At 46.7% G+C, this 26,154-nt stretch carries 24 protein-coding genes; 11 read left to right on the top strand and 13 right to left on the bottom strand.

What is annotated here, in order from left to right:
- The first annotated feature begins 80 nt into the window (after nucleotides 1-80).
- Complete coding sequence (locus tag ACSAZK_RS01335; RefSeq protein ID WP_440955641.1) at nucleotides 81-4,082, top strand: hydantoinase B/oxoprolinase family protein; 4,002 nt, start codon at nucleotides 81-83, stop codon at nucleotides 4,080-4,082.
- Between the two features lie 125 nt (nucleotides 4,083-4,207).
- Here the strand turns inward: ACSAZK_RS01335 and ACSAZK_RS01340 are convergent, their stop codons facing one another.
- Complete coding sequence (locus ACSAZK_RS01340) at nucleotides 4,208-4,465, bottom strand: hypothetical protein (protein WP_440955642.1); 258 nt, start codon at nucleotides 4,463-4,465, stop codon at nucleotides 4,208-4,210.
- A gap of 107 nt (nucleotides 4,466-4,572) precedes the next feature.
- The gene (locus ACSAZK_RS01345; RefSeq protein ID WP_440955643.1) at nucleotides 4,573-4,698 is read right to left on the bottom strand and encodes a hypothetical protein; all 126 of its coding nucleotides are present in this window, start codon (nucleotides 4,696-4,698) and stop codon (nucleotides 4,573-4,575) included.
- A gap of 381 nt (nucleotides 4,699-5,079) precedes the next feature.
- Here ACSAZK_RS01345 and ACSAZK_RS01350 point away from each other — a divergent pair, with 381 nt between their 5' ends.
- A complete protein-coding gene (locus ACSAZK_RS01350; RefSeq protein WP_440955644.1) occupies nucleotides 5,080-5,646 on the top strand; it encodes a flavin reductase family protein in 567 nt (188 codons plus the stop codon).
- A gap of 193 nt (nucleotides 5,647-5,839) precedes the next feature.
- On the opposite strand, the gene ACSAZK_RS01355 is transcribed toward ACSAZK_RS01350, so the two are convergent.
- From ACSAZK_RS01355 to ACSAZK_RS01370, 4 genes are all read right to left on the bottom strand, one after another.
- Nucleotides 5,840-6,409: an Ig-like domain-containing protein gene (locus tag ACSAZK_RS01355; RefSeq protein WP_440955645.1), complete on the bottom strand. Its 570-nt coding sequence runs from the start codon at nucleotides 6,407-6,409 to the stop codon at nucleotides 5,840-5,842.
- Between the two features lie 17 nt (nucleotides 6,410-6,426).
- A complete protein-coding gene (locus tag ACSAZK_RS01360; RefSeq protein ID WP_440955646.1) occupies nucleotides 6,427-6,597 on the bottom strand; it encodes a hypothetical protein in 171 nt (56 codons plus the stop codon).
- Between the two features lie 471 nt (nucleotides 6,598-7,068).
- On the bottom strand, nucleotides 7,069-7,599 hold the full coding sequence (locus ACSAZK_RS01365; protein WP_440955647.1) for a GNAT family N-acetyltransferase: 531 nt from the start codon (nucleotides 7,597-7,599) through the stop codon (nucleotides 7,069-7,071).
- A 266-nt stretch (nucleotides 7,600-7,865) separates the two neighbouring features.
- Nucleotides 7,866-8,165, bottom strand: coding sequence for a carboxymuconolactone decarboxylase family protein (locus tag ACSAZK_RS01370; protein WP_440955648.1), 300 nt, complete (start codon nucleotides 8,163-8,165; stop codon nucleotides 7,866-7,868).
- Between the two features lie 614 nt (nucleotides 8,166-8,779).
- On the opposite strand from ACSAZK_RS01370, the gene ACSAZK_RS01375 reads away from it, so the two are divergent.
- Nucleotides 8,780-10,072, top strand: a complete 1,293-nt coding sequence (locus tag ACSAZK_RS01375; protein ID WP_440955649.1) for a hypothetical protein — start codon at nucleotides 8,780-8,782, stop codon at nucleotides 10,070-10,072.
- Between the two features lie 116 nt (nucleotides 10,073-10,188).
- On the opposite strand, the gene ACSAZK_RS01380 is transcribed toward ACSAZK_RS01375, so the two are convergent.
- Complete coding sequence (locus ACSAZK_RS01380) at nucleotides 10,189-11,673, bottom strand: IS1182 family transposase (RefSeq protein WP_440953887.1); 1,485 nt, start codon at nucleotides 11,671-11,673, stop codon at nucleotides 10,189-10,191.
- A gap of 492 nt (nucleotides 11,674-12,165) precedes the next feature.
- Between ACSAZK_RS01380 and ACSAZK_RS01385 the strand changes: the two genes are divergently transcribed.
- Nucleotides 12,166-13,038, top strand: coding sequence for a hypothetical protein (locus ACSAZK_RS01385; RefSeq protein WP_440955650.1), 873 nt, complete (start codon nucleotides 12,166-12,168; stop codon nucleotides 13,036-13,038).
- A 239-nt stretch (nucleotides 13,039-13,277) separates the two neighbouring features.
- Complete coding sequence (locus ACSAZK_RS01390) at nucleotides 13,278-14,444, top strand: ATP-grasp domain-containing protein (protein WP_440955651.1); 1,167 nt, start codon at nucleotides 13,278-13,280, stop codon at nucleotides 14,442-14,444.
- A gap of 229 nt (nucleotides 14,445-14,673) precedes the next feature.
- On the opposite strand, the gene ACSAZK_RS01395 is transcribed toward ACSAZK_RS01390, so the two are convergent.
- Nucleotides 14,674-14,835: a hypothetical protein gene (locus tag ACSAZK_RS01395; protein ID WP_440955652.1), complete on the bottom strand. Its 162-nt coding sequence runs from the start codon at nucleotides 14,833-14,835 to the stop codon at nucleotides 14,674-14,676.
- A 425-nt stretch (nucleotides 14,836-15,260) separates the two neighbouring features.
- On the opposite strand from ACSAZK_RS01395, the gene ACSAZK_RS01400 reads away from it, so the two are divergent.
- Nucleotides 15,261-15,932 carry a hemopexin repeat-containing protein gene (locus ACSAZK_RS01400; protein WP_440955653.1) on the top strand — a complete coding sequence of 224 codons (672 nt, stop codon included), beginning with the start codon at nucleotides 15,261-15,263 and terminating at the stop codon, nucleotides 15,930-15,932.
- Between the two features lie 232 nt (nucleotides 15,933-16,164).
- Nucleotides 16,165-16,878 (top strand): SDR family NAD(P)-dependent oxidoreductase, encoded by a 714-nt coding sequence (locus ACSAZK_RS01405; protein ID WP_440955654.1) that lies wholly within the window; start codon nucleotides 16,165-16,167, stop codon nucleotides 16,876-16,878.
- An 87-nt stretch (nucleotides 16,879-16,965) separates the two neighbouring features.
- On the opposite strand, the gene ACSAZK_RS01410 is transcribed toward ACSAZK_RS01405, so the two are convergent.
- From ACSAZK_RS01410 to ACSAZK_RS01425, 4 genes are all read right to left on the bottom strand, one after another.
- Nucleotides 16,966-17,736: an ABC transporter ATP-binding protein gene (locus ACSAZK_RS01410; RefSeq protein ID WP_440955655.1), complete on the bottom strand. Its 771-nt coding sequence runs from the start codon at nucleotides 17,734-17,736 to the stop codon at nucleotides 16,966-16,968.
- A complete protein-coding gene (locus ACSAZK_RS01415; protein ID WP_440955656.1) occupies nucleotides 17,736-18,842 on the bottom strand; it encodes an alpha/beta hydrolase family protein in 1,107 nt (368 codons plus the stop codon). Before ACSAZK_RS01415 ends, ACSAZK_RS01410 begins: the two co-directional genes overlap by 1 nt.
- A 64-nt stretch (nucleotides 18,843-18,906) precedes the next feature.
- Nucleotides 18,907-19,974 (bottom strand): FecCD family ABC transporter permease, encoded by a 1,068-nt coding sequence (locus tag ACSAZK_RS01420; RefSeq protein WP_440955657.1) that lies wholly within the window; start codon nucleotides 19,972-19,974, stop codon nucleotides 18,907-18,909.
- Between the two features lie 99 nt (nucleotides 19,975-20,073).
- Complete coding sequence (locus ACSAZK_RS01425) at nucleotides 20,074-21,162, bottom strand: iron ABC transporter substrate-binding protein (protein WP_440955658.1); 1,089 nt, start codon at nucleotides 21,160-21,162, stop codon at nucleotides 20,074-20,076.
- Between the two features lie 347 nt (nucleotides 21,163-21,509).
- On the opposite strand from ACSAZK_RS01425, the gene ACSAZK_RS01430 reads away from it, so the two are divergent.
- From ACSAZK_RS01430 to ACSAZK_RS01445, 4 genes are all read left to right on the top strand, one after another.
- A complete protein-coding gene (locus tag ACSAZK_RS01430; protein WP_440955659.1) occupies nucleotides 21,510-22,226 on the top strand; it encodes an SDR family NAD(P)-dependent oxidoreductase in 717 nt (238 codons plus the stop codon).
- A gap of 325 nt (nucleotides 22,227-22,551) precedes the next feature.
- Complete coding sequence (locus tag ACSAZK_RS01435) at nucleotides 22,552-22,698, top strand: hypothetical protein (RefSeq protein ID WP_440955660.1); 147 nt, start codon at nucleotides 22,552-22,554, stop codon at nucleotides 22,696-22,698.
- Nucleotides 22,699-23,150: 452 nt separating this feature from the next.
- Entirely contained in the window at nucleotides 23,151-24,179 is a 1,029-nt protein-coding gene (locus tag ACSAZK_RS01440; protein WP_440955661.1) for an inorganic phosphate transporter, read from the top strand.
- A complete protein-coding gene (locus ACSAZK_RS01445) occupies nucleotides 24,176-24,865 on the top strand; it encodes a TIGR00153 family protein (protein WP_440955662.1) in 690 nt (229 codons plus the stop codon). The genes ACSAZK_RS01440 and ACSAZK_RS01445 overlap by 4 nt, the downstream gene beginning before the upstream one ends.
- Nucleotides 24,866-24,974: 109 nt before the next feature.
- Here the strand turns inward: ACSAZK_RS01445 and ACSAZK_RS01450 are convergent, their stop codons facing one another.
- The gene (locus tag ACSAZK_RS01450; protein WP_440955663.1) at nucleotides 24,975-25,901 is read right to left on the bottom strand and encodes a DMT family transporter; all 927 of its coding nucleotides are present in this window, start codon (nucleotides 25,899-25,901) and stop codon (nucleotides 24,975-24,977) included.
- Nucleotides 25,902-26,154: the final 253 nt, after the last annotated feature.

Genomic DNA, 26,154 nt, shown 5'->3' on the forward strand with positions numbered 1-26,154 from the left:
GTTTATGGCTACTCTGAAAAGTGAGCTTAAACCCCAAAACTCGATTAACAATTAATACAACTTATACAATTATTCCCTTCATGTCCCCAAAACCCCTCTGGCAGTTCTGGATCGACCGCGGCGGAACTTTTACGGATGTCGTTGCCCGTTCCCCGGAAGGAAAACTGATTACCCACAAACTCCTCTCGGAAGCCCCCGGCCACTACAGCGATGCAGCCATGCACGGGATCAGGCAGATCCTGTACCTGCCGAAAAACGCTCCCCTGCCCACAGAACGGATCGAATCGGTAAAGATGGGCACCACCGTGGGCACAAATGCTCTCCTTGAAAGGAAGGGCGAGCGAACTGTTCTTCTTATTACACGGGGCTTCGGGGACGCTTTGAGGATCGGGTACCAGAACCGCCCGGATATTTTTGCCCAGCAGATCGAGCTTCCCGAGCAGCTTTACGAAAGGGTGATCGAGGTTTCCGGACGCTGCAGTGCGGACGGGGAGGAGATCGAGCCCCTGGGAATTGAGGCTGCAAGAAAGGAGCTGGAAGCTGCTTTTGAATCAGGCATAAGGTCCGCAGCAATTGTCCTGATACACGCATACCGTTTCCCTGAACATGAGCTCAGGCTCGGAGAACTTGCAAGGGAGATCGGTTTCACTCAGGTATCCCTTTCGCACCAGGCAAGCCCGCTCATAAAACTTGTCAGCCGTGGGGAAACTGCGGTTGTGGATGCTTACCTTTCGCCCGTACTCCGCAGGTATGTTGACATGGTCCAGCAGACCCTGGAAGATGGGGAAAAAATGAGCTGCAGGGAAGGAGATGAAGAAAGAAAGAACTGCAGAGAAGAAGGTGGAGAAAGAAAGAGCAGCAGAGATGAAGGTGGGAAAGGTGGGGTTGAAAAAGCCGGAAAAGAAGAAGCAAGGACAAAAACAAAGTTGATGTTCATGCAGTCCAGCGGCGGGCTTATCGATTCGGGGGCTTTCCAAGGCAAGGACAGCATCCTTTCGGGCCCTGCAGGTGGGATTGTGGGTGCTGTTGCTACTTCTGCCATGGCAGGGGCAGAGAAGATCATCACTTTTGACATGGGAGGCACGTCCACGGATGTTGCTCATTACGATGGGGAATACGAACGCAGTTTCGAGACCGAGGTTGCAGGTGTCAGGCTGCGGTCCCCGATGATGCGCATCCATACGGTTGCAGCCGGAGGTGGGTCGATCCTGCATTTCGAGGCAGGTAGGTTCAGGGTCGGGCCGGATTCGGCGGGGGCTGACCCCGGACCTGCCTGCTACAGAAAAGGCGGGCCTCTTACGGTTACGGACTGCAACCTGATGCTCGGGAAACTGCAGCCGCAGTTTTTCCTCAACCTTTTCGGGCCTGAGGCAAACCAGCCCCTTGATTTAGAAGTGGTACGCAGGAAGTTTGGCGAACTCGCTGAACAGATTTCATTTGGTCCGGTTGGAAGTACTTCATCTTCTTCATCTTCTTCATCTTCTTCATCATCACCATCATCAGTGGAAGAGGTCGCCGAAGGCTTCCTTTCCGTAGCTGTGGAGAATATGGCAAACGCAATCAAGAAAATCTCGGTCCAGCGGGGGTACAACGTAAAAGAATACACCCTCTGCTGTTTCGGAGGGGCAGGAGCCCAGCACGTCTGCAGGATAGCGGATTCCCTTGGGATGAAGCGCATTTTCATCCACCCGTTTGCAGGGGTACTTTCGGCATACGGAATGGGGCTGGCTGACCAGAGGCTTATAAAAGAGCATTACGTGGGAGCCGTGCTTTCCGATGAGCTTACGAGGTGGCTTGAGTCCGTATTTTTTGGCCTGGAGCGGGAAGGCAGGGTGGAAATGCTGGAGCAGGGGGTCCCGGAGAAGGGAATTGCCGTACTTCACAAAGTGCACATGCGCTATGAGGGCTCGGATACACAGCTTATCGTGGACTTTGCGGACAGGAAAGAACTTGTGGAAAGCTTCGAGGAAGCCCACAAAAAGCGTTTCGGGTTCATAATGGAAGACAAAGCCCTTGTTATCGAGGCTGTTTCCGTGGAGGTTATAGGGGTTACCGAGCGGGTTTCGGACCCCGTAATCAAAATTGATGACATTGCAGAACCCACGCCTATTGACACTGTGAGGATGTACAGCTATGGGGAGTACCATGAGACGCAGGTGTTTGCGAGGGAAGCCCTGAAGCCCGGAGCCTGCATTAACAGCCCTGCCATCCTTACCGAGAAAATCACAACTATAATCATTGAACCCGGCTGGCAGGCCGAGGTAACGGAGCACGACCACCTCCTCCTCAGCCGCAGAGTCCCGCTTCCGGCCCGGACATCCATCGGGACTGAAGCCGATCCTGTGATGCTTGAGATTTTCAATAACAGGTTCATGTCCGTTGCCGAGCAGATGGGCTATACCCTGCAAAACACCGCCCATTCGGTAAACATCAAGGAGCGCCTGGACTTTTCATGCGCGATTTTTGACAGGGAAGGAAACCTGATCGCAAACGCCCCCCATATCCCCGTCCACCTGGGTTCAATGGGAGAGTCCGTAAAAGCCCTTATACGTTCAAAGCTCGGGGAAATGAAGCCCGGGGACGTGTACCTGATAAACTCCCCTTACCACGGGGGCACGCACCTTCCGGATATAACGGTTGTGACCCCGATGTTTTCCGGCTCCGGAAATCCTGATAATTCTGGAAATCCTGATAATTCTGGAAATCCTGATAATTCTGGAAATCCTGATAATTCTGGAAATCCTGATAGTTCTGGAAATCCTGATAGTTCTGGAAATCCTGATAGTTCTGGAAATCCTGATAATTCTGAAAATACTGAGACGGATGGAAACCAGGCAGAAGAGATCCTTTTCTACACGGCATCAAGGGGCCATCATGCTGATGTGGGCGGGATCACGCCGGGTTCGATGCCTCCCGGAAGCAGGACTATCGAGGACGAAGGGGTTCAGAGCGAGGGGCTAAAGATAGTCGGACAGGGGCAGTTCCATGAAAAGAGGCTGCGTGCATGGCTGGGATCGGGAAAATATCCCGCCAGAAACCCGGACCAGAACGTGGCAGACCTCCGTGCCCAGGTGGCTGCTAATGAAAAGGGGCTGCAGGAACTTCAGAAAATGGTTGACCAGTTCTCCCTGGAGACCGTGGAAGCCTATATGGGGCACGTGCAGAAAAATGCGGAAGAGTCAGTCCGAAGAGTCATAGACGTGCTTGAAAATGGGGAGTTTACGAACACCCTTGACGACGGAAGCGCGATCAAAGTGAAGATCAGCATCAACCGGGAGAAAAGGAGCGCCTGTATCGATTTTACGGGCACGTCCCCACAGCTTTCGAACAACTTCAATGCTCCGGCTTCGGTCTGTAAAGCAGCGGTCCTCTACGTATTCAGGACCCTGGTGAAAAGCGATATCCCCTTGAATGCGGGCTGCCTGAAGCCCCTTGAAATCATCATACCCACAGGCTCCATGCTCAACCCGGAAGCTCCGGCTGCGGTTGTTGCGGGAAACGTTGAGACCTCCCAGTACATCGTGGACGCCCTTTTTGGAGCCCTCGGGACCATGGCAGCCTCCCAGGGGACCATGAACAATTTCACATTCGGAAACGCCGACTACCAGTACTACGAGACCATCTGCGGAGGCGCAGGCGCAGGCCCCGACTTCCCGGGCACGGACGCTGTCCACACCCACATGACCAATTCCCGGATAACCGATCCCGAAGTCCTGGAAACCCGTTTCCCGGTGCGGGTCGAGGAGTTTTCCATCCGCAAGGACAGCGGCGGGGATGGCAGGTTTAAAGGTGGAAACGGGGTCGTCCGGAAAATCAGTTTCCTGAAGGACATGAACGCCGCCGTCCTCTCAAGCCACAGGAAACTCCCGCCCTTTGGCCTGAAAGGAGGCGAGCCGGGAAAGTGCGGAAAGAACAGGATCATACGCAGGAATGGCACGGTTATCGAGCTTGAAGGCCAGGCAGGGTTTGAAGTTCAAAAAGGGGATGTTTTTGTGATCGAGACTCCCGGAGGGGGAGGGTATGGAGAAAGAGAATTAGAAAAGTTGCAGAACAAAATAAAAACCGAGGACAGTAAAAAATAAAGTTGTAAGTATTTCATTCAGGACCTGTCGCTCTACCTGAGCTTACCAATCCATCCAACCTTGGTTTTTCTCCGCGTACTCAGTCACGATCCGGGTTCGGGCTTACCCCTTACCCAGATTTACTTCTAAAAACATACGGAAAAACATACGCTGGTCGGTGGCTTAGGATAAACGGTTTTTACCATTGATGAGGACGGTTTTTTAAACGGCAGGGAAATGGATTTAAGCTTTTTACGTAAGTGCATGTCATGAATATGCCTGTCATAGGTATATTTTATAGCAACTCCGGCAACTGCACCTGCTGCAATTCCGACAGCAGCACCAGCCGCCATTCCGGTAGCTCCCCCTGCAAGCAGACCGCCGGCTATATTTTTTTTCGTCAACTCGGCACCCCCTGATAAGACCGCTGGACTTGCTTTGAACTTGCTTTGAACTTAATCCACTTTCTCCAGCTGATTTTACAGTTGTTTTACTTTGATTTTATCCCTTTTTACTCAACCTCGATACGGCCCCAATCGCTTTCCGAGTCGCCTCCAAAAACATATGCAAGAACATATATCAGTGCAACACCGGTAAGTGCACCCAGCATTATCTTGTAGCATTTATTAATATCCATCACTTTATTCCCCCTATCTTTATACTTTTTTTACTCATTCCGGCAAGCAGATCTTTGAATCAGTAGCAGGAAAGAATAAACTGTTATTTTGATTTAATGTTTAATTTAATGTAATGTTCCCCGTATTTACCGTATATCTCGCATATTATATAATGAATACTACATAAAAATATGTACTAAATTAAGCCGTCTCCTGGGGCTTTAAGGTACTTTTTTACAAATGATCCTGTTTTGACGAAGAACCTATATTTCTCGGTGCTGAATGTATAATTACGTCGAAAAAAAGAATTTCCAAAATAAGACATAGAAAAAAATGAACATCAAGAAAACACATCGGAAAAAGATTGCAAGGTTATATATTTTGAAAAGAAGGTCTGAACCATGAAAAAATCAATCGGAGCAAAAACCCTGGCATGCCCGGCCCCTGCCTGGGTAATCGGGACATACGACAGGAATGGAAAGCCCAATGCCATGACAGCAGCATGGGCAGGGATCTGCTGTTCGACCCCTCCCTGCGTCAGCGTGTCCCTGAGGAAAGCCACTTACAGCTACGCCTGTATTCTGGAAAATGAGGCTTTTACGGTAAACATACCCTCTGAAGACCACGTAAGGGAAACCGATTACTTTGGGATTGCAAGCGGCAGGGACGAGAACAAGTTCGAGGCAACAGGCTTAACCCCCGTAAAAAGCGGGCTCGTATCGGCTCCTTATATAGAGGAATTTCCTCTTGTCCTTGAGTGTAAACTCCTTCACAGTTTTGAGATCGGACTTCACACCATGTTCGTGGGAGAAATCCTGGACATAAAGGCTGAAGAGTCTGTGCTGGATGAAAAGGAGCTTCCGGAGATCGGGAAAGTCAGGCCCCTGGTATACGGGACCGGGGACAGGACTTACTACGGGGTTGGAAAATCCCTTGGAAAGGCTTTTTCCATAGGGAAAAACCGCTAATAGGCCATGAAATTTCATATTAAAGGTGAAATACCGAAAGAAATGTGAAATGCAGAGGGGAATGTTAAATCCTTAAAAAAGTGAAATGCAGAAAGAATGTCGTTTCAGGAAGCGAGTATATACGTGCAGGGAAATAAAGGAGGGATAAAAAAGGAAAGTAATGAATAAAGGTTTCTTCAGGTGCTGAAATATTTCATTTTACAATGTTGAAAGTGTATTCGAAATCCCCTCCGGCTTTTCCATCTTTGTCCCCGTCAAGGGGATTTCCTTCAGTATCCATAATGGCACCTTCCCCTATGTCGGTTCCTATCAGAGCGATGGTGATCTTGGCTCCGGTATCACCCACAGGATACGGTTTGTTCGGGCGGAACATCAGCGTTCTGTTGCCGGCATCAAGGAAGCCGCCTACAGGTTCCTCGGATTCCGAACTTGTGACGATTACCGTGTCCTTCGTAATTGTCGAACTGTCCACATCCTTATCGAATTCGACCCAGATGGGAGATTCCATGCTGTGTGCAAAGGTTTGCCTGTCCGGGTAAACTAATTTCACCTTAGCAGGTTTCGGCCCCTTTTTTAACTTCCCGGGAATCTTTTTGATTTTCTCGTGAATGTATTCCTTCTGTTCCTCATGAACATACCTGTCATAAGCATACTTCATCGTAATTCCGGCAGTAATACCTGCCGCTATTCCGGCAACTGCGCCTACCAGCACTCCACCTGCCAGGCCACCTGCCAGACCACCTGCTATTTCTTTCTTCGTCAATTTCATACCTCCTTATTTCATGCTACCTTACACCACTTTGACTTTAAATCGAGTTCTCCACATCTGTTATAAGCACATTTCATGGCGACTCCGGCAACTGCACCAACTGCAATTCCGGCAACAGCACCCGCCGCGATTCCTGCAACTACTCCCACCAGCAGACCGCTGGCTACCTCTTTCTTCGTCAATTCAATATCCCCATTTAATCCAATATCCCCATTTTACCCATTAATTACTCAACTTCAATCTTACCCGAATTTTTTCGTGTATTTCTTGCAACAGCATATATGACCGCGGCACCGAAAAGTGCACCTGCAAACAGTTTACAGCACTTCTTCTTATCTGGCAAGCTTATTACCCCCCAATTTTATCCCTGCCGACAGACTCGTTTTCATAATTCCCATCGGGCAGGAACCTGTCAATAAAAATTGGATTAAAAACCCGTATTCCCCATGGGTTTTCTTTCTAACGTAGTATATTCCACATATTATATAATAGCTACTAAATAAAATATTTGGCAAATTTAAATGGTTACTGATACCCCTATTGACAATCTGAGCGACAGCCCTGGCGATAATCTAAGCGGCGTTTCAGGCAATAACAGTCTATAAATTTCCAAAGTTTGCAGGTTTATAAAAAAGAGTCAAATGACCTGAATTTTAATTTTCAGGCCTGTTGCGCAGTTCGTAGGTGATAGTACCTTCTTCAGGTCCGTTTCCCGTAAATGTGAATCCGTTTTTCTCCAGAACTCGGATCGAGGCAATAAGGTGAGGATAGGTATATGCTATAATGTGGTCTATCCGAAGGGCCGAAAATGCCCATTCCACCATCGAACGAACTGCTTCGGTGGCATAGCCCTGCTGCTGGTATGTCGGAAGGACCGAGTACCCGAGTTCAAGGCCTCCCTTGGCACTGGCGAGAAAACCTCCGCTTCCAATAAGGACGTTGGGGTCGCAATCATCCGGTTGGGCCAGCCAGTAAAAGCTCCAGACCTTTCGGTCCCCGGCCCGCATTAGCTTGAGGAACTCCTCAATAACCTCGCTGGTTATTTGTTCCGGCGGCCACTCCCCGGGGACACTGGCATTTAAAGCAGTTGCGAGCCCTGTCCTATCGTGCAGATCCAGAAGGTACAGTTTTACGGTTGCAGGGATTAATTCCATGCGTTCGGTACGGATGGGAAATGCGTGCATAACCTGATCTTTTTTGAATTAATCGAGAGATGTCTTTTTTGAGCGACACAGCTATTGAAAGATACAGCTATTGAAAGATACAGCTATTGAAAGATACAGCTATTGAAAGATACAGCTATTGAAAGATACAGCTATTGAAAGATACAGCTATTGGTCAAGGTTCGTTAGCAACAAGAGCAACGTTGTTGAACAGCACCTGCGACTTTTTTAGCACCATCCGCAAGTTGTTGAGCAATAGCTGTCCATCTTCTTTAGCACAGCCAGGATTATAAAATATCCCCTAAAGCATTTGCAGCCGTGTAAACGCTTCCAACCCCGAAAATGTACTGGGCAATCTTTACTGCTTCCATTACCTCTTCTTTCGTTGCCCCTTCCTGCATGGCCTGCATTGCGAGGACTTTTACTCCGTCAACTGCCCCGTTAGCAGCGTCCAGGGCCATTGCCATGAGAAGCTTGTACTTCAGGGGTATGCCGCCTTCAGCAAATGCTGATCCGCGGGTCGCTTCAAGAAGGTCGAAAAATTCGGGGTCTGCAGCTTTTATTACTTCCATTGGGTCTCCTGACATCTGACCATCTCCATTCCATTATTTATCTAAAATTAATCTAAATTTTTACGTTAGTAATATTCCACCTTACTGGTAATTAAGCTTAGGTGAAGCCCTATCGAACTTCAGGAAATTTGATCTCGAGTTTTCGGGGAATTCTATCAAGAGTTCAAATATTTGAGGAGTGTCCTGAAAAGAGCTTCCGGAAAAATGATACCCCGGATAATGAAAAAACAAGGTTAATAAGGAAATTATAACCCGGATAAAGAGATGTTTCTAAGGAGATGAGATGGCTTTTACTTTGAATTCCAGAGAAAAAAAGCTTATAGGGGGATTAGGGCATCTGAGATTGGAATTGTTGGGTGGGAGTGGGGGGTTAAAAAAGTTGATTGTGCTATTGGTGAGAAAAGCGTTCTCAGATGCCCTCTACTTTTACCAATATGTCCCTAATATATAAAAACGTGGATATATTGATACATTGTGGCTTTTTATGGAAGTACTGTATATTTTTTTGCAACTACATTTCTGGCCATCTTTCTAAAATTCTCTTATGAGCCATCTCTTTCTAATGAATTTCCGCATCAGACGCCAGCTTTTATATTCATTGTTCATATCTCCTGTATGGGGAGTATAATATGGATAAGGAAACCATTCCGCCAGGCTTTAAAGATGCACTTGATTTCAAATTTGTTGACGCGATTTTCGGAAGGAGGTCACGCCGTTTTTTCCAGGGAGCTTCGATTCCAGAAGGGTACTTCAAATATACTTCAAAGCATGACCTTTTGCCCCTTACTGAACTGGAGCAGATGATGGTTTTATCGGCTGCAGCCGGTAATACGGGCTGGCATAACCTGATTATGCGTGGGGAAAGGTATGCGCCTGACCTTTCCAACTATGCCTGCAGTGCAGGAGGGCGTACGTTTCCGTCAGCAGCCGGTTTCCATACAAGCGAGCTCTTTTTCACCGACGATTCCGGAGTTTATTTCTTCGAGACCCGGGATGCGCCTGCTCTGGCAGGACGTTCGGACGAAGGAACCTTTGACCCGGAAGAGCTGCTTGAAGCCCACAGGGTCAGGGTCCGCAAACTGGCTGACGGCCGGCTGAAGCTTCCTCCCGAGGTCCCGCATATAGAAGCCCACAACACCTGGGTTGCCAACCACCCCGGGACCACGCTGGTCATCCCGGTAGGGGACCTAGCCCAGCACGTCCTTGCAGGGCTCTGTTATTACACCCAGAACGGGGTTTGTTTTTACGATGACATTCACGGGCAGGAGATCGAGAGGCTCGAGCGGTTCAGGCACCTGGTTGATGTGGAAAAACCATATCCTCTCAGCTTTCTGGAGATGTGGTCCCTTTCGGAACTGACCGCCGAACTTTCGATTTCCTGTTACGCAGGGATGCTCATGCTGCAGGCGATGGGCCTGGGTGGCTGGCTCTTCAACGGCATGGACCCCTTTTCAGTCCTGGGGGCAAGCGGTGACCCTGAGGTCCCTGGCCTGGGCTTCCGCTACGATACCGACGATCGCTGGTCCCTTCCAAACCCCACCGGACTTCCCGGCGTCCTTGAAGGCTACACCCCTCCGCACTACCGGGATATGCGCCATGCAGTGGATGCCCTTACCGAAAGGAAGTTCGGGCCCGGAGGCCCTTTCAACCCGGAAACCCCGGGCTATTACAAAGACACGAAAGGGGTCAGGAGCAGCGCCCGGCCCCACGATGAAGAGTTCAGGGAATGCGTTGCCCTCCAGGCGCAGCACATCTATGACCACTTTGGCAAATTCCCGGGCACAGTGCCAAGCATTTTTGTTCTTCCCTACCTCCAGGCCCAGCATCTGGACCTCGATTTTTACGACCACTTCTACGAGAAGGGGGCCTACCTTGAAACCCATGCCCGGCACATGGAACGCTGGCACCCGGGAGGTAAATGAAGCTGTCCGCAAAAAGTGTCTGAATCAAGCTGTCTCAAAACCGTTTTGAATTCTACAATTGGGTAATATCCATTTCAATTTCAATTTTTATTCGAAAAGAGATCAGTTTTCATTGATCAACATAGCTTACTTGTCTTTCCCGCCACAATTCTGCATCCATTCCCTAATTTATTTCCTCTCCCGGTTATCATTTTCAGAATTTCTTTCAAACTTTTACCTTCTCTCTTCATGAAATCCACTATTTTCTTTAGATTGTGTACAGTACACATCATAATAAACTCAATTTTTGTCTTCCTTTTCCCTCTCAAAAGAAATTCCCTGAATCCTCTATCCTGTTTCATCTGGCCAAACACAGGTTCTACAGTAAACATTCTTTCCTGATACTGTTCCGTTCCTTCTTCTGTATTCAGTTTAGCCCTCATATTCTCCATCAGGTACTCCCTTGGATCTCTTGATATTGTCCTGTTTTCACTCTCGGTACATGCATTTTTTAACACGCATAAAGAACAATACTTACATACATAATACCGTAAATCTGGCTCATCGTTCCTTTTTTGTATTCTTGTAAATGGGATTTCAAATGCAGCAGGGCAATAATAACAGTCCTTTTCCTGATCATATTTAAAGAGAGATTTTCTGAACTTCTTTGCTTTTCCCCTTTTCTCTACTTCATAAAAGTTATCAGGAATATAAGCATCAATTTCTTGATCGAGTAAAAATTTCACATTATCATATGAAAAATAACCTGCATCTGCCAGCACTATTGTTGGCTTGTATCCCAGTGTTTCTTTTACATTTTCTATCATTGGTTCAACTTGATGCAAGTCATTTTCTTCATCGACAACGTCTGATGCAACGATTATTTGTTCCTTTTCATCAACAGCAACCTGACAATTATAAGAAGGTTTCTTGCTTCCATCTTTATGCTTCATAATTTTAGCATCGTTGTCTGTGATGTTTACTTTTTTTAACTTTTCTTCGTCAATTTTTTTCATAGCAGCTTTGATTTTCTCTAATCTTTTCTGCTTGTTAACCAGTTCTTCTGGCACCTGGTATGGTGTCGAATCACCATAAATTTCGTCTTCCTGTTTATCGACCTCAATGCTTTCTTTGAGTATCTTATCGATCTCTTTTTTGAGAGCGTCGGAACTCTTACTTTGTCTTGGTGAAGCGTTTGCCTTAACCTTTGTTCCATCGATCGAAATACTGGAACCAATCATATCCATTTCCTTACAAAACGTGACAACCTGTGAAAATATTTCTTTAATCGGGTCAAGATGAGTTGAACGGAATCGACAAATAGTATGGAAATCAGGTTTTTGCATAGCTGCAAGGTACATAAAAGCAGTATCAGTTTGTGTCATTTGCTCTATCTTGCGTGAACTTCTAATGTTTATAAGGTACCCGTAGAGTAAGATTTTTAAAAGAAATCTTGGGTGATAGGCAGGGCAACCTTCCTCAGAGTAAGTGGACTCAATATCACTAATATCAACGAGATCTATGAGGTCGTTTAACACTCTGGCAATATGGTTTTCAGGAACAAACTCTTCCAGGCTTAATGGAAGTAAAAATTGCTGCTTTTGATCGTACTTTTTGAACATGGTGAAACACTGGAATTAATTTTATCAAATAGTATACTTATATGTAATACATATTTTTAAAAAGATAAATATTCCTAATATTTCTTACCCAAATGTGCGATCAAGCATAGTTTTGAGACAGCCTGAAAATATGTATTTTTTCGCGAGATAGCTGACTACTATAACCAAGGTCAATCCATTATAATTTATAATCATCGAAATCGTAAGCCTGAAGAAGAATACCTAAAAAGGTTCAATCCTTTAAAAAAAATGTTTGATTACAAAACCACTATTTATCTTTTTAGGGCAAAAAGAGGAACAACAAGAGACTTCTTAATGATAATCCAGCCCAAACACTTGAGTTATTTCGAAAAAAGAATTGATGATTTTAAACAGAGCTTTTGGGTAACAGGTGGTCATTTTAGTAAAATTGAGAAACTCTGACCCATAATTTTGCAAGGTAAGTTTACATAATTCACAGAAGGACAATTACTTTTATTGAGGAAATGCAGTATGGCAATAGATTTGAGCTTAAGTTCGGAAGGGATATCTTTACACAATTTCACAAAAATCCCACAATTAGGTATAGAAATTAATGTTGAAAATAAAGAAACATATGAGTTTAATATCTTAGGCTACACATTGAAATTATATATAGCAAACGTGTTTATCAACCAATTCACTGCATTTAAAACTATGTTTCTGTATTCAGCAGGATCTCAATCGAATGCAACTCGAATACGTGGAAACTTCAATATAACTCCACATCTTTTTAATGCAATAGAAGAATCCCGAATTTCATCTCCTCTTAAAATGCGCATTGATTGCGAAATATTATGTGTTCGCCCAGATGGTAACTTTAACAGTCCCATGAAGTTTGATGGATTTTTACAAAAGGAGAATACTGTTTACTACGATCTATCATTGGAAAAATGGCATGATCTTGCTTCAAAAATGGGTTACAAAAATTACGCAATTTACGAGGTATCATTTTCAAATAGACCACTATCAAATCAATTTAAATATGTAATTGATGAATTAAATAATGCAAAAAATGCATTTGATAATGGTGACTATAATTCTACAATCTATAAGTGCCGCATCGTATTAGATGAGATCTCCAAACTCACAAAAGAAAACAAAGTGATGAAAACACAATTAGCTGAATTTATTGATGAAGGTTCAAGGAACCCAGAAAGTCTTAAAAGTAAAAAAATAAATGACATACTATTTAATACCTATAATTTCATGCATATAGCACCACACTCAAATGAATATCCTCCAATTGGTCGAGAAGATGCAGAATTTGCATTAACTTTGTGTTATTCTATTGTACAATACTATAATATAAAGCTCAATCAGTATGAAACCAAGATGTATACCTAATATCTAAGCGATTTAGGCACAATTTCAAAACACATTTCTATTTTTCTATATCAGCTAAACCTAAGGGTAGAGAGAATGTTCAGGACTTTAATCTAATATTAGTAAAGATTTTCAAGAGTTTTTATCCAACTTCTGCTAAAGTTAATCCCTTTTTTAATTCCACAATAAATATTACCAACCTCCCCCATTATCCGCCTTATAACACCCAACCCAAAACCCCCTAAAAAAAGGAATAAAAAATGATAATCCTCGACCACCCCTACGTCTCCGAATTTTTGCTGGATACCGTTGCCGAAATGCAGGTCCCTGTTTTGAAAAACGAAATGTCAGCCGGAATAAGCACGGAGAAAAAGTTCAGGCTCCTTGAGGAAGCCGAATTTATTGAAAGCGTAAAAGAGCAGGGGATCTGCCCGCTTTATTCCAATTCCGAAAACTCCATTGACTGGATAGCCGAAAACCTGGCTTTTACCGGGCTTCCGGAGAAGATTGAGTTTTTCAAGAACAAGGTCAGGTTCAGGGAACTGCTCGAGAGGATTTACCCCGAGTTCCGTTTCCAGGCTGTGGACTTTGACAGGCTCGATGAGCTCCGGGTTGAGGAGATAAAAAAGCCCTTCATCATAAAGCCCGCAGTCGGGTTTTTCAGCCTCGGGGTGCACAAGGTCTCAAGCGATCAGGAATGGGCTTCCGTCCTGCAGAGCATAAAGGCAGAGGTGGAAGAGATAAGAGACCTCTATCCGGTGCAGGTCCTCAATGTGGGCCAGTTCATTATCGAGGAGTGCATCGAAGGCGAGGAGTTTGCGGTTGACGCCTATTTTAACGGCGAAGGAAAGCCTGTGATCCTCAATATCTTCAAGCACATCTTTTCCTCGGAAAGCGATGTCAGCGACAGGGTCTACTTTACTTCGAAAGAGGTGATCGAAACTTACCGGGAAGCTTTTGAAGACCTCCTGAAGGAAATCGGGAAGCTAACAGGCCTGAGGAACTTCCCCCTGCACATCGAGCTTCGGGTGGGAGAAGACCGGCGTATCCAGCCAATCGAGCTTAACCCAATGCGCTTTGCGGGCTGGTGCACAACGGATATCGCACACTTCGCCTACGGGATAAACACCTACAGGTACTTCCTTGAACAGCTTGAACCCGACTGGGAGAAGATTCTCGAAGGCAGGGAAGGGAAAAACTACTGCCTGGTCGTGCTTGACAAACCGGCCGACCTCAATATAAAAGACGTAAAAGCCTTCGATTACGAAAAGCTGCTTTCGGATTTCGAAAAGCCCCTGGAGCTCAGGAAAGTCGATTATGGAAAATTCGGTTTCTTCGGGTTCCTGTTTGCGGAAAACCAGGCGGAGAAATGGGGAGAGATCGAGCGGATTTTGAAATCGGATTTGAGGGAATATATCCGGAAATGAATGAAATGAATGTCCGCTTTTCGATTCGATCGTTAAAAATGCCGCCGCCAACTTGCCTGGCGGCTCTCACAAAAAGGAAATGATAAGGAGATGGGAAAGACGGCTTTGGAGAAATCATCCATAACGACTAAAGGATGAAAAAAAGTTACAAAATTTTTATTTTTTTAGTTTGAACCTTATTCCTTACTTTTCACATTCGGCTCTCTTTCTGTATCGCTCATCAAACGCCTCATCTCTTATGTTTTGGTTTCTCAGGTAGATTCCAACCTGTTCTTTCCTTCCATTTTCGTATAGAAACTTTAGTTTGTTTTACATCGCTGAATGAATATCTCTGCCTACTTTCTATATTTTGTTGCCCAATTATCGATTCTTTCCTCTTTGCCTTCTTCATTTATTACGGCATTGGAAGCAAAAGAAATAACCGGTTTTGCATTCAGATGATACCAGATGTCAGAATGATTAAGGACTGAACCATAGACTCCGTCTGCTGAATACAATTCAAGATCAGCATTTATCGTCTTTAGAATTTCAATATGATTCATAAGTTCTGGAGAATCCCCAGCTACCTTTTGTGTGAGCCATAAAAACAGAATAGAAAAGAATTTGTTTTTAAGTCGAAATTCTAATTTGAGAGCCACTAGTTTCCTAAGTATATTTTCTATAATAAATATATAGAATTAATATGATATAATTAATATTATATTTCTAGCCAATATACAAAAAATAATCAGTAAAAAATATTATAAATAAGTTTCTTGCCGAAAGTAGGTTAAATAGTTATACGTCAACAATAGGACGACAAAAGGGGGGCATTCAATGTCAAAATTCTACATATTTCATGGAGACGAGTACGTAAGGCATTCCTATGGCCGTGGGCCTGACGCCGGATATCCTAAGAAGATCCAGGAAGTCTGGAGCGGCTATCCCAGTAGCTGGCGTAGACCCAATGTCAGGATCGACGCTGCATTGTACTATCCAGGAAACGACAAATTCTACATATTTCACAGAGACGAGTACGTCAGGCATTCCTACGGCCGCGGGCCTGATGCCGGATACCCTAAGAAGATCCAGGAAGTCTGGAGCGGCTACCCCAGTAGCTGGAGGGGACCATCCAATCGGATTGATGCGGCATTGTACTATCCGGGAAACGATAAATTCTACATATTTCACGAAGATGAGTATGTCAGGCATTCCTATGGCCGCGGGCCTGACACCGGATACCCTAAGAAGATTCAGGAAGTCTGGAGCGCTTGGCCAAGCAGCTGGACCTCAAGCTACGTGCAAGTTGCGTTATACCACCCTGACAATGAGAAATTCTACATTTTTCAAAATGACGAGTACGTCAGGCATTCCTACAACCGCGGGGCCGACCCGGGATATCCAAAGAAAATTGGCGATGTATGGAGCGGCTGGCCTTCCGAGTGGAATGACCCTCCGGGTGAGCACCTCACACGCTTCGATGCAGCGCTCTCCTATCCCCACATCTAACTTTGGGTGAATTGTGCGCAACCAGAGAAATTTAGACGCAAAGGGGTGCATTGGGCGAACACTCCGTGCAGAGCCAGCGGCAGGATGGGATTCTTGGTTTTTATGGAGCTAAAATCAGAACCTCTTTTCCTGAACTTTGTTTCAAAAAATATATCCTCCTTCAGACGGGAGATTAATTCTGATTTTAAATATAAAACCACTGGATAAATATATCCATAAAAGGGGAGATAAAATGATGAGGTTAAAAGGTCAAACTGCCCTCATAACCGGCGGGGGGAGAGGTATCGGAAGGGCTGTAGCCCTTGAGCTGGCAAAAGAGGGGGCAAACATTGTCGTTACTGCCAGGCACGAGAGTGAAATCCGGGAAACAGTCCGGATGGTGAAGCAGGCCGGAGTTAAAGCAATGGCTGTCCAGGCCGATATCCGGAATGAAGAAGACGTCTGGAATCTGGTCTCAAAGACCATGGAAAAGTGCGGAAGGCTCGATATCCTTGTGAACAATGCGGGGATAGCTCACAGGAAGTCGGTTGAGGAGACCTCAATTGAGGAATACGAGGAGATAATGGACACAAACGTGAAGGGGCTTTTCCTCTGCACGAAGCATGCAATTCCTCATATTTCAAAGAGCAGGAACGGGAAGATCATCAATATCTCGTCCGGTGCGGGGCAGCACGGGATCTCGGATCTTTCGGTTTACAGCGCCTCGAAGTTTGCGGTAAACGGCTTTACGGAAGCCCTGGCCTCGGAACTTAGCGGGAGGGCGATGGTCTATTGCGTCTGCCCTGGAGCTGTGGACACTGAGATGTACAGGTCCATGTTTATGGACATCCCGATGCTCAAGCCGAAACACGTTGCCGAAAAGGTCCTGGAGCTTTCCCTGCCGGAATCAAATGTACTCTCAGGGTCCGTAATCGAGGTCTATGCGCCGCCTATTCCGCAGCTGTAACTTTCCGCAGCTGTAACTTTCCGCAGCTATAAGTCAAATATCCACAACTTTCATTTTTCTTTTTATTATCAAAAATACTGCTGCCCTTCAATAACTTGACACCGGAAGGACCGTAACTGCCCCGGTCTTTTCACTGAAGCCAATTTCGGCATCCACGTCGTAAACGGTCCTGATATTGAAATCGGTCAGGACTTCTTCGGGTTTGCCTTCTGCAAAAATTTCCCCGGAGCGGAGGAGCAGGAGCCTGTCACAGTAGCGGCTTGCCAGGTTCAGGTCGTGGGAGACGATTATGACTGCAAGGGACTTTTCCCGGGCAAAGGTTCTCAGGATTTCCATGATTTCGAGCTGGTGCTTTACATCGAGATTGCTTGTGGGCTCGTCGAGGAGAAGGACTCTGGGTTCCTGGACAAGGGCTCTTGCGATCAGGACTTTTTGTTTTTCCCCGCCGCTCAGCTCGTTGAAGTTCCTCATGCCCAGGGGCTCGAGGTGGAGAAGGGAAAATATCTCCGAAACCATATCAAGGTCACTTTCTTCCACGTTCCAGCCGATGTAGGGCCTTCTCCCGAGCAGGACAACATCGAAAACCTTCACAGGAAAAGAGTATCCATGGACGTTCTGGGGCACGTATCCTATCAGTTTGCTGACCTCTTTTATGCTCATGTTCCGGAGGGCTTTTCCCTCAAGGAAGACTTCCCCTTCCGGCTTTAGGATCAGGTTCATGCATTTAAGAAGAGTGCTTTTCCCGCCTCCGTTGGGACCCACAAGCCCGAGAACCTCTCCATAATTTGCAGATAGATCGATGCTTTTAAGGATTTTTTGCTGCCCGTACCCGAAGGACAGATTTCTCAATTCCAGCATTAAAAGACCCTCCTTAGAAAACCAAGCATTGTGTCAAAATATTCCTGCCGATAGGGCCGCCTGAGACATTCAAGGGACATCCTTTCCCTGAGCCTTTCATCTTCGTCGGCAGGCACTTCCTGGAAACTGTGATCGGCTCCGGGGAGTATGGCAAGTTCGACATCCACAGCGTTTCTTCCGCCGTTTCTCTCCCCATTTTTCCCGCCGTTCCCCCCAACAAATCTCCCATTATTCCCACCTCCGTTTTTCTCCCCATTTTTCTCACAGTTCCTCCTGCCGTATTTCTCAAGCTCCTTTTTAACCATATATGCGTCCTCAACCGGAACATTCAGGTCGCAGGCCCCGTGGACAATAAGTGCGGGTTTTCTTATGTAACGAAACTGCTTCGAAGGCGCATATTCGGGATCAGAAAAGAGGGGGTCAAGGGGTATGGTCCATTCCCTTTCTCCATAACTTACCCTGTACCTGTTTTTTCCTTCCAGCAGAGCTTTTTTCCTCAGGACCAGATTTGACCCGAGCGCCAGGCCGAAAAGGTCATTTTCCTCAACCCATTTCCGGTGCTCAGGGCTCCTCCCAGCATACTTAACAGGGCGCAGGTAGTTGAAAGCAATCATCTCCATGCAGTCCCTGTAAAGCCCCCCTGAAAGGATGAAGGCGCAAGGCCCGGGATCAGTTTTTTCGAGCAGGGTTTTTGCAAGGAGGCAGGTCGTATACACCCCAGCACTCTGCCCGTATATCACAACCCTGTTTTCGTCGATTATGTCCTGGGCGCAGAGCACATCCAGAGCCACACCGGAATCCTGTGCAAGGGACAGGGCATCGTTTTTATCCCCTTCACTTTCACGGACTCCTCTTTTATCCCAGGAAAAAGTTGCAAACCCGGCGCTGCAAAACTGCCTTGAAATTTCCAGGAAAAAATTCCTTTCAGGGAGCTTTCTCCCGTCAGGGTGCCCGAGCATGTTCCCGTCCCTGTCATGTTCCAGCGTGCCGTGGTTTAAGAGGACGGCGGGAACTTTGCCGGAAGATGGAAATGATTCGGGATCAGGGTAGCGTAAAACTCCTGTGAGCTTAACGTCGCTTTGAAAAACGATTATCTTTTCCTTCATTTCCGAAATTCCTCCTTTTTCATACCCTTCTCCATCTCCAAGTTTCCCATTTTCCTGCTTATCCTCATCTCCAGAACTCCTCTTTTCTTGACATGAGGATATAGACAAACATGGGTACGCCCACAAAGGAAATGACGACACCCAGAGGGAGGACTATAGGGGGAATCAGGCTCCTTCCAACGATGTCCGCCGCGATGACAAGTATGGAACCTGTGATGCAGGTGCCGGGCAAAAGAAACCTGTGGTCGCCCCCGATGAGGAAACGGGTAAGGTGCGGAGCCACAAGCCCTATGAAGCCGATTATCCCGGTAAAAGAAATGATTGCAGCCGTGAGCAGGGCAGAAAGCGAAAGCAGCACGGTCCGGACGCGGGAGGCATTGATCCCCAGGCTTTTTGCCGTTTCGTCATTCACGAGCATCATGGCATTGAGGTCCCAGGAATATTTCATGAGGAGGGGAAAGGTGAGGAGCAAGACGGCTGCCATTGTTCCTATCGAGTTCCAGTCAGCCCCCGAAGTCGACCCGAAACTCCAGTGCACAATTGCCATAAGTTCCTCTTCCGAGGCAAAAAACTGGATCACTGCCGTAAGGGCACCGAAAAGGTAGGAGATGGCAATTCCCGCCAGTACAAGGGTCTCAGGGGAAGAGCCCCGAAGTTTTGCCAGGCCGAAGACCGCAAAGGCACAGAGCAAGGAAAAGAGAAAAGCGCTTCCGATTATGCACACCTGCCCTCCCCTGAGCAGCCCGGCTCCCAGAAATATTGAAAGGGAAGCCCCAAAAGCAGCCGCTGAAGAAATGCCTATTGTAAAAGGGCTTACGAGAGGATTTCTCGTGATCCCCTGCATGACAGCTCCCGACGCTGCAAGCCCGGCTCCGGCAACTACTCCCATCAGCAGGCGGGGAAGCCTGAGGTGCCAGACCACCCCGTAAGTAAAATCGCTGACCTCCGCAGAGAAAAACCTGGAATACAGCGCCAGGAAGACATCTCCCATCCTCAGGTCTGCCGATCCTACGGTTACTGCAAAGGTCAGAAGTATTCCCAGGGCTGCAAAACTGCCAAGCAGGAAGCTAAGTTTCCTCGCGACATACTCAGAATATTCATTTTTCATGCATGTGCTGCTATTTGCGGACATGGCTAGCCCCTCCGAAAATTCAATTTGCAAATTTTTTCTAGTGTTTTAATCAGTTCACTCAGTTCAGCCGATTCACCAAGTTCACTCAGTTCATCCGGTTCACTCAGGCCCGGGATAGAAATAGGTACCTTCGGGCTCCATTCCCTGGTACTCTTCCAGATACTGTCTGATTATCAGGTCCGGGTCATAGTCTTCGAATTTTTCCGGATACAGGGCTTTTGCAAGGAACATGGGCCCGAATTTCTTCCTTGCCCCGGCTGAGATGTCCCAGCTGATTACGTATACGTCGCTGTTAACTACGGCGTTTGTGCCTGCAAGTTCGGGCCTGCCTGAAAGCTCTTCGCGGACAACTTCAAATCCCGCACTACCGTTTGCAAAGTAACCCTCTGAAGTCCCCTTGATTATAATATCGGGGTTCCTGCCCGCCACCTCTTCGGGATCGACTTCAAAAGCGTAAGCCGAAAGTTCCGGGAAAAGGTCTATCCCTCCGGCAGCCCGGACCATGCCCGGGATCCCGCAGCCGTAATCAGAGCCTCCGTAGGTCTGGTAGGTCTCGAGGCCTTCAAAATAGACTTTCTTCTTCTCCCCGTCGGGTATGTCCCCCGTTCTTTCCTTGACCAGAGCCCATTCGTCGGTGAAAAAGCTTATGTACTCGTCAGTCGCTTCCTCGGCGTCCAGCATAAACCCGAGGGTCCGGACTTCCCGTTCCCAGTCATCAACCCTGTAGAAATCCAGCCCGACAACTGCAATTCCGAAAGGTGCCAGCTTCTCTTGTACCTCATCGGGGAGAGGGGGGTAACTTGAAAGCATGATTACAACATCAGGGTTAAGCTCCGCGATTTTTTCGTAATCCGGCTCGTCCCAGCTTCCCACCACAGGAACGTCTTCAAGTTCGGGGAAAAAGCCGCTGTCAACTTTCTTCCTGGTCTCGGTGTCGATTCCTACAATCCTGTCCGCCGCACCCAGAGAGCGCAGTTCTTCGGCAGGATTATCCCAGAGGATTACAATTCTTTCAACCGGCTGCCGAACTTCTACATATCTTCCTGCAGAATCCTGAACAGTAATGAGCTTTCCGTCAGCATCTGTACCCGAGTCTGCCGGAGCACTTTGCGACACGCATCCGCTAAAAGCAAGATTCAGCGTAAGAAGGCTAAGAGCTATTAAAGCAATAGATGATCTGCAATTCATGAAAAAACTTCTCCACATTGTTTGGTGCATAGTAATACCCAAGTAAATAAAAAAATTACTATTTAACACAAATAAATAGGAATTATTAATAAAATCTAAATACCTTAATTTTTTTCAGAAATAAAATGTATAAAAGAGCCTGGAATTCATAACCTAAATCGACGTATTCATAACCCGAATCGCCAGCTCAGAATAATTGAAAAAAATAAAGCCGGGTAATTCCGGAACTAACCTTACCTTTTTTATTTCCAGATCAGAAACCCTATTCAGAAACCCTGTTTCCAAAAACATATGACTCCTGCACCCCAGTTTTCAAAGAAGAATGATCGAAAAAAAGGGGGACATGTATGCGCCTTGAAGGTCAGACAGCAATCGTTACGGGGGGAGGCAGAGGTATTGGGAGAGCCATCTGCCTGGCGCTTGCAAGAGAAGGAGCAAATGTTGTAATTGCGGCAAGGACCTGGAGGGAAATTCAGGAAACGGAAAGGCTGGTCGAAAGAGTCGGGAGTTCGAGCAGGGCTCTTGCAATAAGGACCGATGTGCGGGATGAAGCCGGTGTCCAACATCTTATCGAAAAGGCTATAGAAGGTTTTGGAAGGCTGGACATTCTTGTGAACAATGCGGGAGTTGCTTACAGGAAGTTTCTTGCGGATACTTCTCCCGAAGAATACGACAAGATAATGGATACGAACGTGAAGGGTATATTTCTCTGCACCAAATACGCACTTCCCCACCTGCTGAAAAGGGGGAACGGCAGGATCATAAACATTGCTTCAGTGGAAGGAAAACACGGGGTTCCGAAGCTCTCCGTGTACGGAGCCTCAAAATTCGCAGTCATCGGGCTCACCGAAGCCCTGGCTTATGAAGTAGGGGGAGGGCTGCAGGTATATGCGGTCTGCCCGGCCGGGGTGGATACGGAGATGTACAGCTCCATGTTCATGGTCGAGCCGGCACTTAAACCGAACAATGTGGCGAAACAGGTCACTGAACTCTGCCTGCCTGGAACAGGAATTCCATCGGGGTCTACTATAGAGGTCTGCAAGAGTCCTGTCCGGCTGGTCTAAGTAAGCTGGCCTGATGAAGTTCGGCTTGTCTAAGGAAGTCAGGCTGACCTGAGGAGGCAGGGCTGCCCAGAACCTGCTTCGAAACTGAACCGGGATTTAAAGGAAATGTCGGGGATAAAACACCGGGGATAGGGCAACAAATAGTTGGGAGAGCCTTTATCCTTGTCAATGACGGGATAGCCATAGGCTTCACAATACGAGCGGTAATCTGGTTCTGTAAAAACAGGGAAGCAACAGGGAAGCCGGAAAAAAGTAGTTGTTGCCGTTCCCTTAGCAATTTTTCGTAATCGAAGGCTTTTACGTCCTTTAAAGGCAGAGAAAGGAATTGAGAAGAAATCAGAAGAAAGAGGGGTGGACCGTCGTGCTTGAAACCCCTGCTCATCTCCGGGCAATCTCCCAGATATATGAAAACTGGCATGACGTTCAGGATAAGGAAGCGTTGGGCCTGCCTGGGATGAAAGAGCGGGAATAAAGGGGCGAAAAAAAGGTGTAGTGAGAAGCGAGAAAAAACGTAAACTCATCTTATAAAAACTTTTCTATATTACACCGGGCTAAACTCTCGGTTACTTTTTGAGATAATTAAAGAATAAAAACAAAATATGTGATGAATTTTTGTGAATATGGTCCAAATGAGGTGTGGGAGACCAGATGTAAAATATATACAAAAGCTGGAAGTATATAAAAAATATAGGGCATATAGACATATGATGAGTATTAGGAGATGATACCCATACGAAAAGTATAAAATATAATGAAATCTCAGAAAACCCATAAAAGATCCTATATATATGAAAAATCTCTACCGCTATAATATTTATAAGGCCAATTGAAAAAATTGAAGCAATTCACCAAGTCTACAAAGATTCAGTGTTCCTGATCATCATGAAATCCTGGAAAACATAAAGTTCTGGAGAAAAGAAAAAAATGGACTTACTTGTCATTGCACTCATCCTCGCCGGCCTGTACATGGCCTGGAACATAGGGGCAAATGACCTTGCCAACGCTATGGGGACCTCGGTCGGGACCGGCGCGTTATCAATAAAGCAGGTTATTATTATTGCCGCAGTCTTCGAGTTCTTAGGGGCGGTCTTTTTCGGAAAAAGAGTAACTTCAACGATTGCCAAAGGAATCGTTCCCATCGATATGATCAGCGGGGTTCACCCGAACATCGTGGTGCTCGGGATGCTTGCCGCAATCCTCGCGGCGGGCTTCTGGATTACCCTTGCAACTTTCTATAACCTTCCTGTTTCTACCAGCCACTCTATTGTCGGCTCCGTACTTGGCTTCGGACTCATTGCCGCTTTCAACGGCACAATCGCTTTTTCGGACATACACTGGCTCGTTCTTGTCAAAATCGTTGCCAGCTGGTTCGTATCTCCAATTCTTGGAGCGATTCTTGCTTACCTGACTTTTTCTCTGGTCCGCAGCTTGTTCCTCCACAGAGCAGCAGACCTCCCTCTCGTTGAGAAAAAATTCATATCCTTACAGGTCGTAACTGCATGCTACATTGCATTTGCGCACGGGTCCAACGACGTGGCAAACGCCGTCGGTCCTCTCACAGCCGGGCTTAAGGTACTTGGGATGGCAGGAAATGAGGTCCCTATCTGGGTGCTTATCCTTGGTGGTGTCGGGATGGTAGTCGGGCTTGCCACATGGGGCTACAAGGTCATCGAAACCATCGGGTCAAAAATTACGGAACTCACGCCGACCCGCGGTTTTTCCGCACAGTTTGCGACCGCCACAGTGGTCCTGCTCCACAGTTACAGTTCCCTTCCCATCTCCACTACCCACACCCTCGTGGGCTCCGTCATAGGAGTCGGACTGGCAGGCGGGATTGCAGCCGTAGACCTGGGCGTTATCTGGAAGATAATTTCTTCCTGGGTAGCAACCGTCCCCATAGCAGCACTTACATCAGCGCTGATCTATGTGGGGCTTGAGGTGATCTGGTTATGAAAGATTACATTCGTTCGGTCCTCGACGTGGTCGTAGATTCTCCCTTCGTCCCCCTTGAAATACACGCCAAAAAAGGAGTTCTTGCAGTAGAGAAGCTGGCTGAAGCCATGGATGCCTACTGTGCCGGGGATACAAAACGCCTGGAAGAGCTAACCGCCGAAATTGACAAACTGGAACATGAAGCCGATATTATAAAACAAAAAATCCGGGCAAGTATCCCGTCCTCGGTGAAGCTTCCGGTTGACAAAAAAGACCTCCTGTCCTTCTTAAAACAGCAGGATTCCATTGCCGACTACGCCCAGACTTCAGCTTACTGGATGACCCTGAGACCCTGCAAAAACCTTCCTGATGAAGTAAAAGAGGGTTTTTTAGAACTGACAGCAGGCGCACTTAAAACTGCTGAGCTGTATAACGATGTCATCGATGAGCTGTACAAGCTGCTTGCCACCTCTTTCAGCAAGGAAGAGGTCAAGGAAACTCTGACCATTGTCCCGGAAGTAGAGAAACTTGAACATGAAGTGGATGTGCTGGAAACCGCCCTTTTAAAGAAGATATTCGAAAACGAAGATGCCATAGGAGGCCCGGGCGTCTGCCACCTTATAGGCCTCGTCGGAAGGATCGGCACAATTGCTGATAAGTCCGCCAACTCCGCCGACCGCCTGAGGACAATGATCCTCAAAAGATGAAAAACTGAGGCATCCAGGCCTCAAATTACTTTTTTTGTATTCTCCGCAAATCATTCTGTGCCTTTATCCTCAGCCGGTTTTCGCGACCATGCAAAGATTATAAGCTTAATTAACAGGGTTCCATTTTTTCGGTAGAATCGGGCTGTAACCCATCAAGCTCCGAGGAATCCCTGAAACTGACGATTAAGGATGCTATAAGGACCAGAAGACATCCGAAAAGTGTTGTTGAGGATAAGGAAATTCCCAGAACCACCACATCGAAAAAGACCCCTGCAACCGGTTCGATCAGGGCAAGCAGGCTCCCTGTCTGAGATTCCAGGTTAGCGAAGCCGATGGTGGTAAGGATCCCTCCAAGCCCTACGGAAGCCATCCCGAACGACATAAGGGCTGGCATATTTTCCGCAATCAGGGGCAGAGGGGACTCAAAAGCAAAAGGTACCATAAAAAGGCAGCTGATTGCGGTCCCCCAGAAGGCGATAGGAAACTCGGAGTATTCGCTTTTCAGGATCCTAACGTTCATAATGATGGCTGCAAGGATCATCCCCGCAAAAAGCCCTGAAGCAATCCCGATAAAGTGGCTACCGGAAAGCTCAAACTCCGAAAACCCGCCTTCAGGCCTGATCACCAGGAAAACTCCCGTAATTGCCACTAAGAGGGCAGCTATGCTTTCCTTTCCGATTTTTTCTTTCAGCAGAAAAGGAGACGCCAGCATAACGTAAATGGGAGCCGTGTATTCGAGTAAGATGGCTATTGAGACGCAGGTCTCTCTCACACAGATAAAATAGAAAAACATGTTCACAACGACAAAAATACCCTGCATAAGTAGAGATATTTTCTTTTTTCCGGGTTTAAGTTCCCGGACCCTGCCAGTCCCCAGGACGAAGAGCATGATAAGGAGCAGACCGAAGAATAACCTGTAAAATATAATGGAAGTTATGGGCATGTCCCGGATGTGTACCAGGAAAAGCCCGGTCATCCCGTAGAAGGTGCAGCCGAGCAGCACCGCTAGGTGAGGTCCTTTTTTCGAAAGAAGCATATGGCAGGTAAAAAGGATTTATGCTTAAAAATATGCCGGAACACTTCCAGAAATGTTTTATAAAAAGGACCCGATTTCCGGGTGTTACCTCACTCCTCACTTGATATTGTTTTCGGTAATTCAGATATTGTTTTCGGTAATTCAGATATTGTTTTCAGTAGTTCAGGAACTGGTAGGTCCGAGAAAACCTTAATTTGACACCTCTCTCACCTGACCCTGTAAACCGTTTTTTCCAGCGAAGAGATTCGAAATC

Origin of the sequence: Methanosarcina sediminis, assembly GCF_052056915.1 — an archaeon.
GTDB lineage: Archaea > Halobacteriota > Methanosarcinia > Methanosarcinales > Methanosarcinaceae > MTP4.

What these genes read in the sequence shown, in the direction of transcription:
- ACSAZK_RS01445 (WP_440955662.1), top strand. Translation starts at nt 24,176, where the DNA reads ATGAAAGATTACATTCGTTCGGTCCTCGACGTGGTCGTAGATTCTCCC.
- ACSAZK_RS01415 (WP_440955656.1), bottom strand. Translation starts at nt 18,842, where the DNA reads ATGAAGGAAAAGATAATCGTTTTTCAAAGCGACGTTAAGCTCACAGGA.
- ACSAZK_RS01425 (WP_440955658.1), bottom strand. Translation starts at nt 21,162, where the DNA reads ATGAATTGCAGATCATCTATTGCTTTAATAGCTCTTAGCCTTCTTACG.
- ACSAZK_RS01350 (WP_440955644.1), top strand. Translation starts at nt 5,080, where the DNA reads ATGAAAAAATCAATCGGAGCAAAAACCCTGGCATGCCCGGCCCCTGCC.
- ACSAZK_RS01375 (WP_440955649.1), top strand. Translation starts at nt 8,780, where the DNA reads ATGGATAAGGAAACCATTCCGCCAGGCTTTAAAGATGCACTTGATTTC.
- ACSAZK_RS01395 (WP_440955652.1), bottom strand. Translation starts at nt 14,835, where the DNA reads ATGAAGAAGGCAAAGAGGAAAGAATCGATAATTGGGCAACAAAATATA.
- ACSAZK_RS01440 (WP_440955661.1), top strand. Translation starts at nt 23,151, where the DNA reads ATGGACTTACTTGTCATTGCACTCATCCTCGCCGGCCTGTACATGGCC.
- ACSAZK_RS01365 (WP_440955647.1), bottom strand. Translation starts at nt 7,599, where the DNA reads ATGCACGCATTTCCCATCCGTACCGAACGCATGGAATTAATCCCTGCA.
- ACSAZK_RS01400 (WP_440955653.1), top strand. Translation starts at nt 15,261, where the DNA reads ATGTCAAAATTCTACATATTTCATGGAGACGAGTACGTAAGGCATTCC.
- ACSAZK_RS01430 (WP_440955659.1), top strand. Translation starts at nt 21,510, where the DNA reads ATGCGCCTTGAAGGTCAGACAGCAATCGTTACGGGGGGAGGCAGAGGT.
- ACSAZK_RS01380 (WP_440953887.1), bottom strand. Translation starts at nt 11,673, where the DNA reads ATGTTCAAAAAGTACGATCAAAAGCAGCAATTTTTACTTCCATTAAGC.
- ACSAZK_RS01405 (WP_440955654.1), top strand. Translation starts at nt 16,165, where the DNA reads ATGATGAGGTTAAAAGGTCAAACTGCCCTCATAACCGGCGGGGGGAGA.
- ACSAZK_RS01420 (WP_440955657.1), bottom strand. Translation starts at nt 19,974, where the DNA reads ATGTCCGCAAATAGCAGCACATGCATGAAAAATGAATATTCTGAGTAT.
- ACSAZK_RS01385 (WP_440955650.1), top strand. Translation starts at nt 12,166, where the DNA reads ATGGCAATAGATTTGAGCTTAAGTTCGGAAGGGATATCTTTACACAAT.
- ACSAZK_RS01410 (WP_440955655.1), bottom strand. Translation starts at nt 17,736, where the DNA reads ATGCTGGAATTGAGAAATCTGTCCTTCGGGTACGGGCAGCAAAAAATC.
- ACSAZK_RS01450 (WP_440955663.1), bottom strand. Translation starts at nt 25,901, where the DNA reads ATGCTTCTTTCGAAAAAAGGACCTCACCTAGCGGTGCTGCTCGGCTGC.
- ACSAZK_RS01345 (WP_440955643.1), bottom strand. Translation starts at nt 4,698, where the DNA reads ATGGATATTAATAAATGCTACAAGATAATGCTGGGTGCACTTACCGGT.
- ACSAZK_RS01335 (WP_440955641.1), top strand. Translation starts at nt 81, where the DNA reads ATGTCCCCAAAACCCCTCTGGCAGTTCTGGATCGACCGCGGCGGAACT.
- ACSAZK_RS01390 (WP_440955651.1), top strand. Translation starts at nt 13,278, where the DNA reads ATGATAATCCTCGACCACCCCTACGTCTCCGAATTTTTGCTGGATACC.
- ACSAZK_RS01370 (WP_440955648.1), bottom strand. Translation starts at nt 8,165, where the DNA reads ATGTCAGGAGACCCAATGGAAGTAATAAAAGCTGCAGACCCCGAATTT.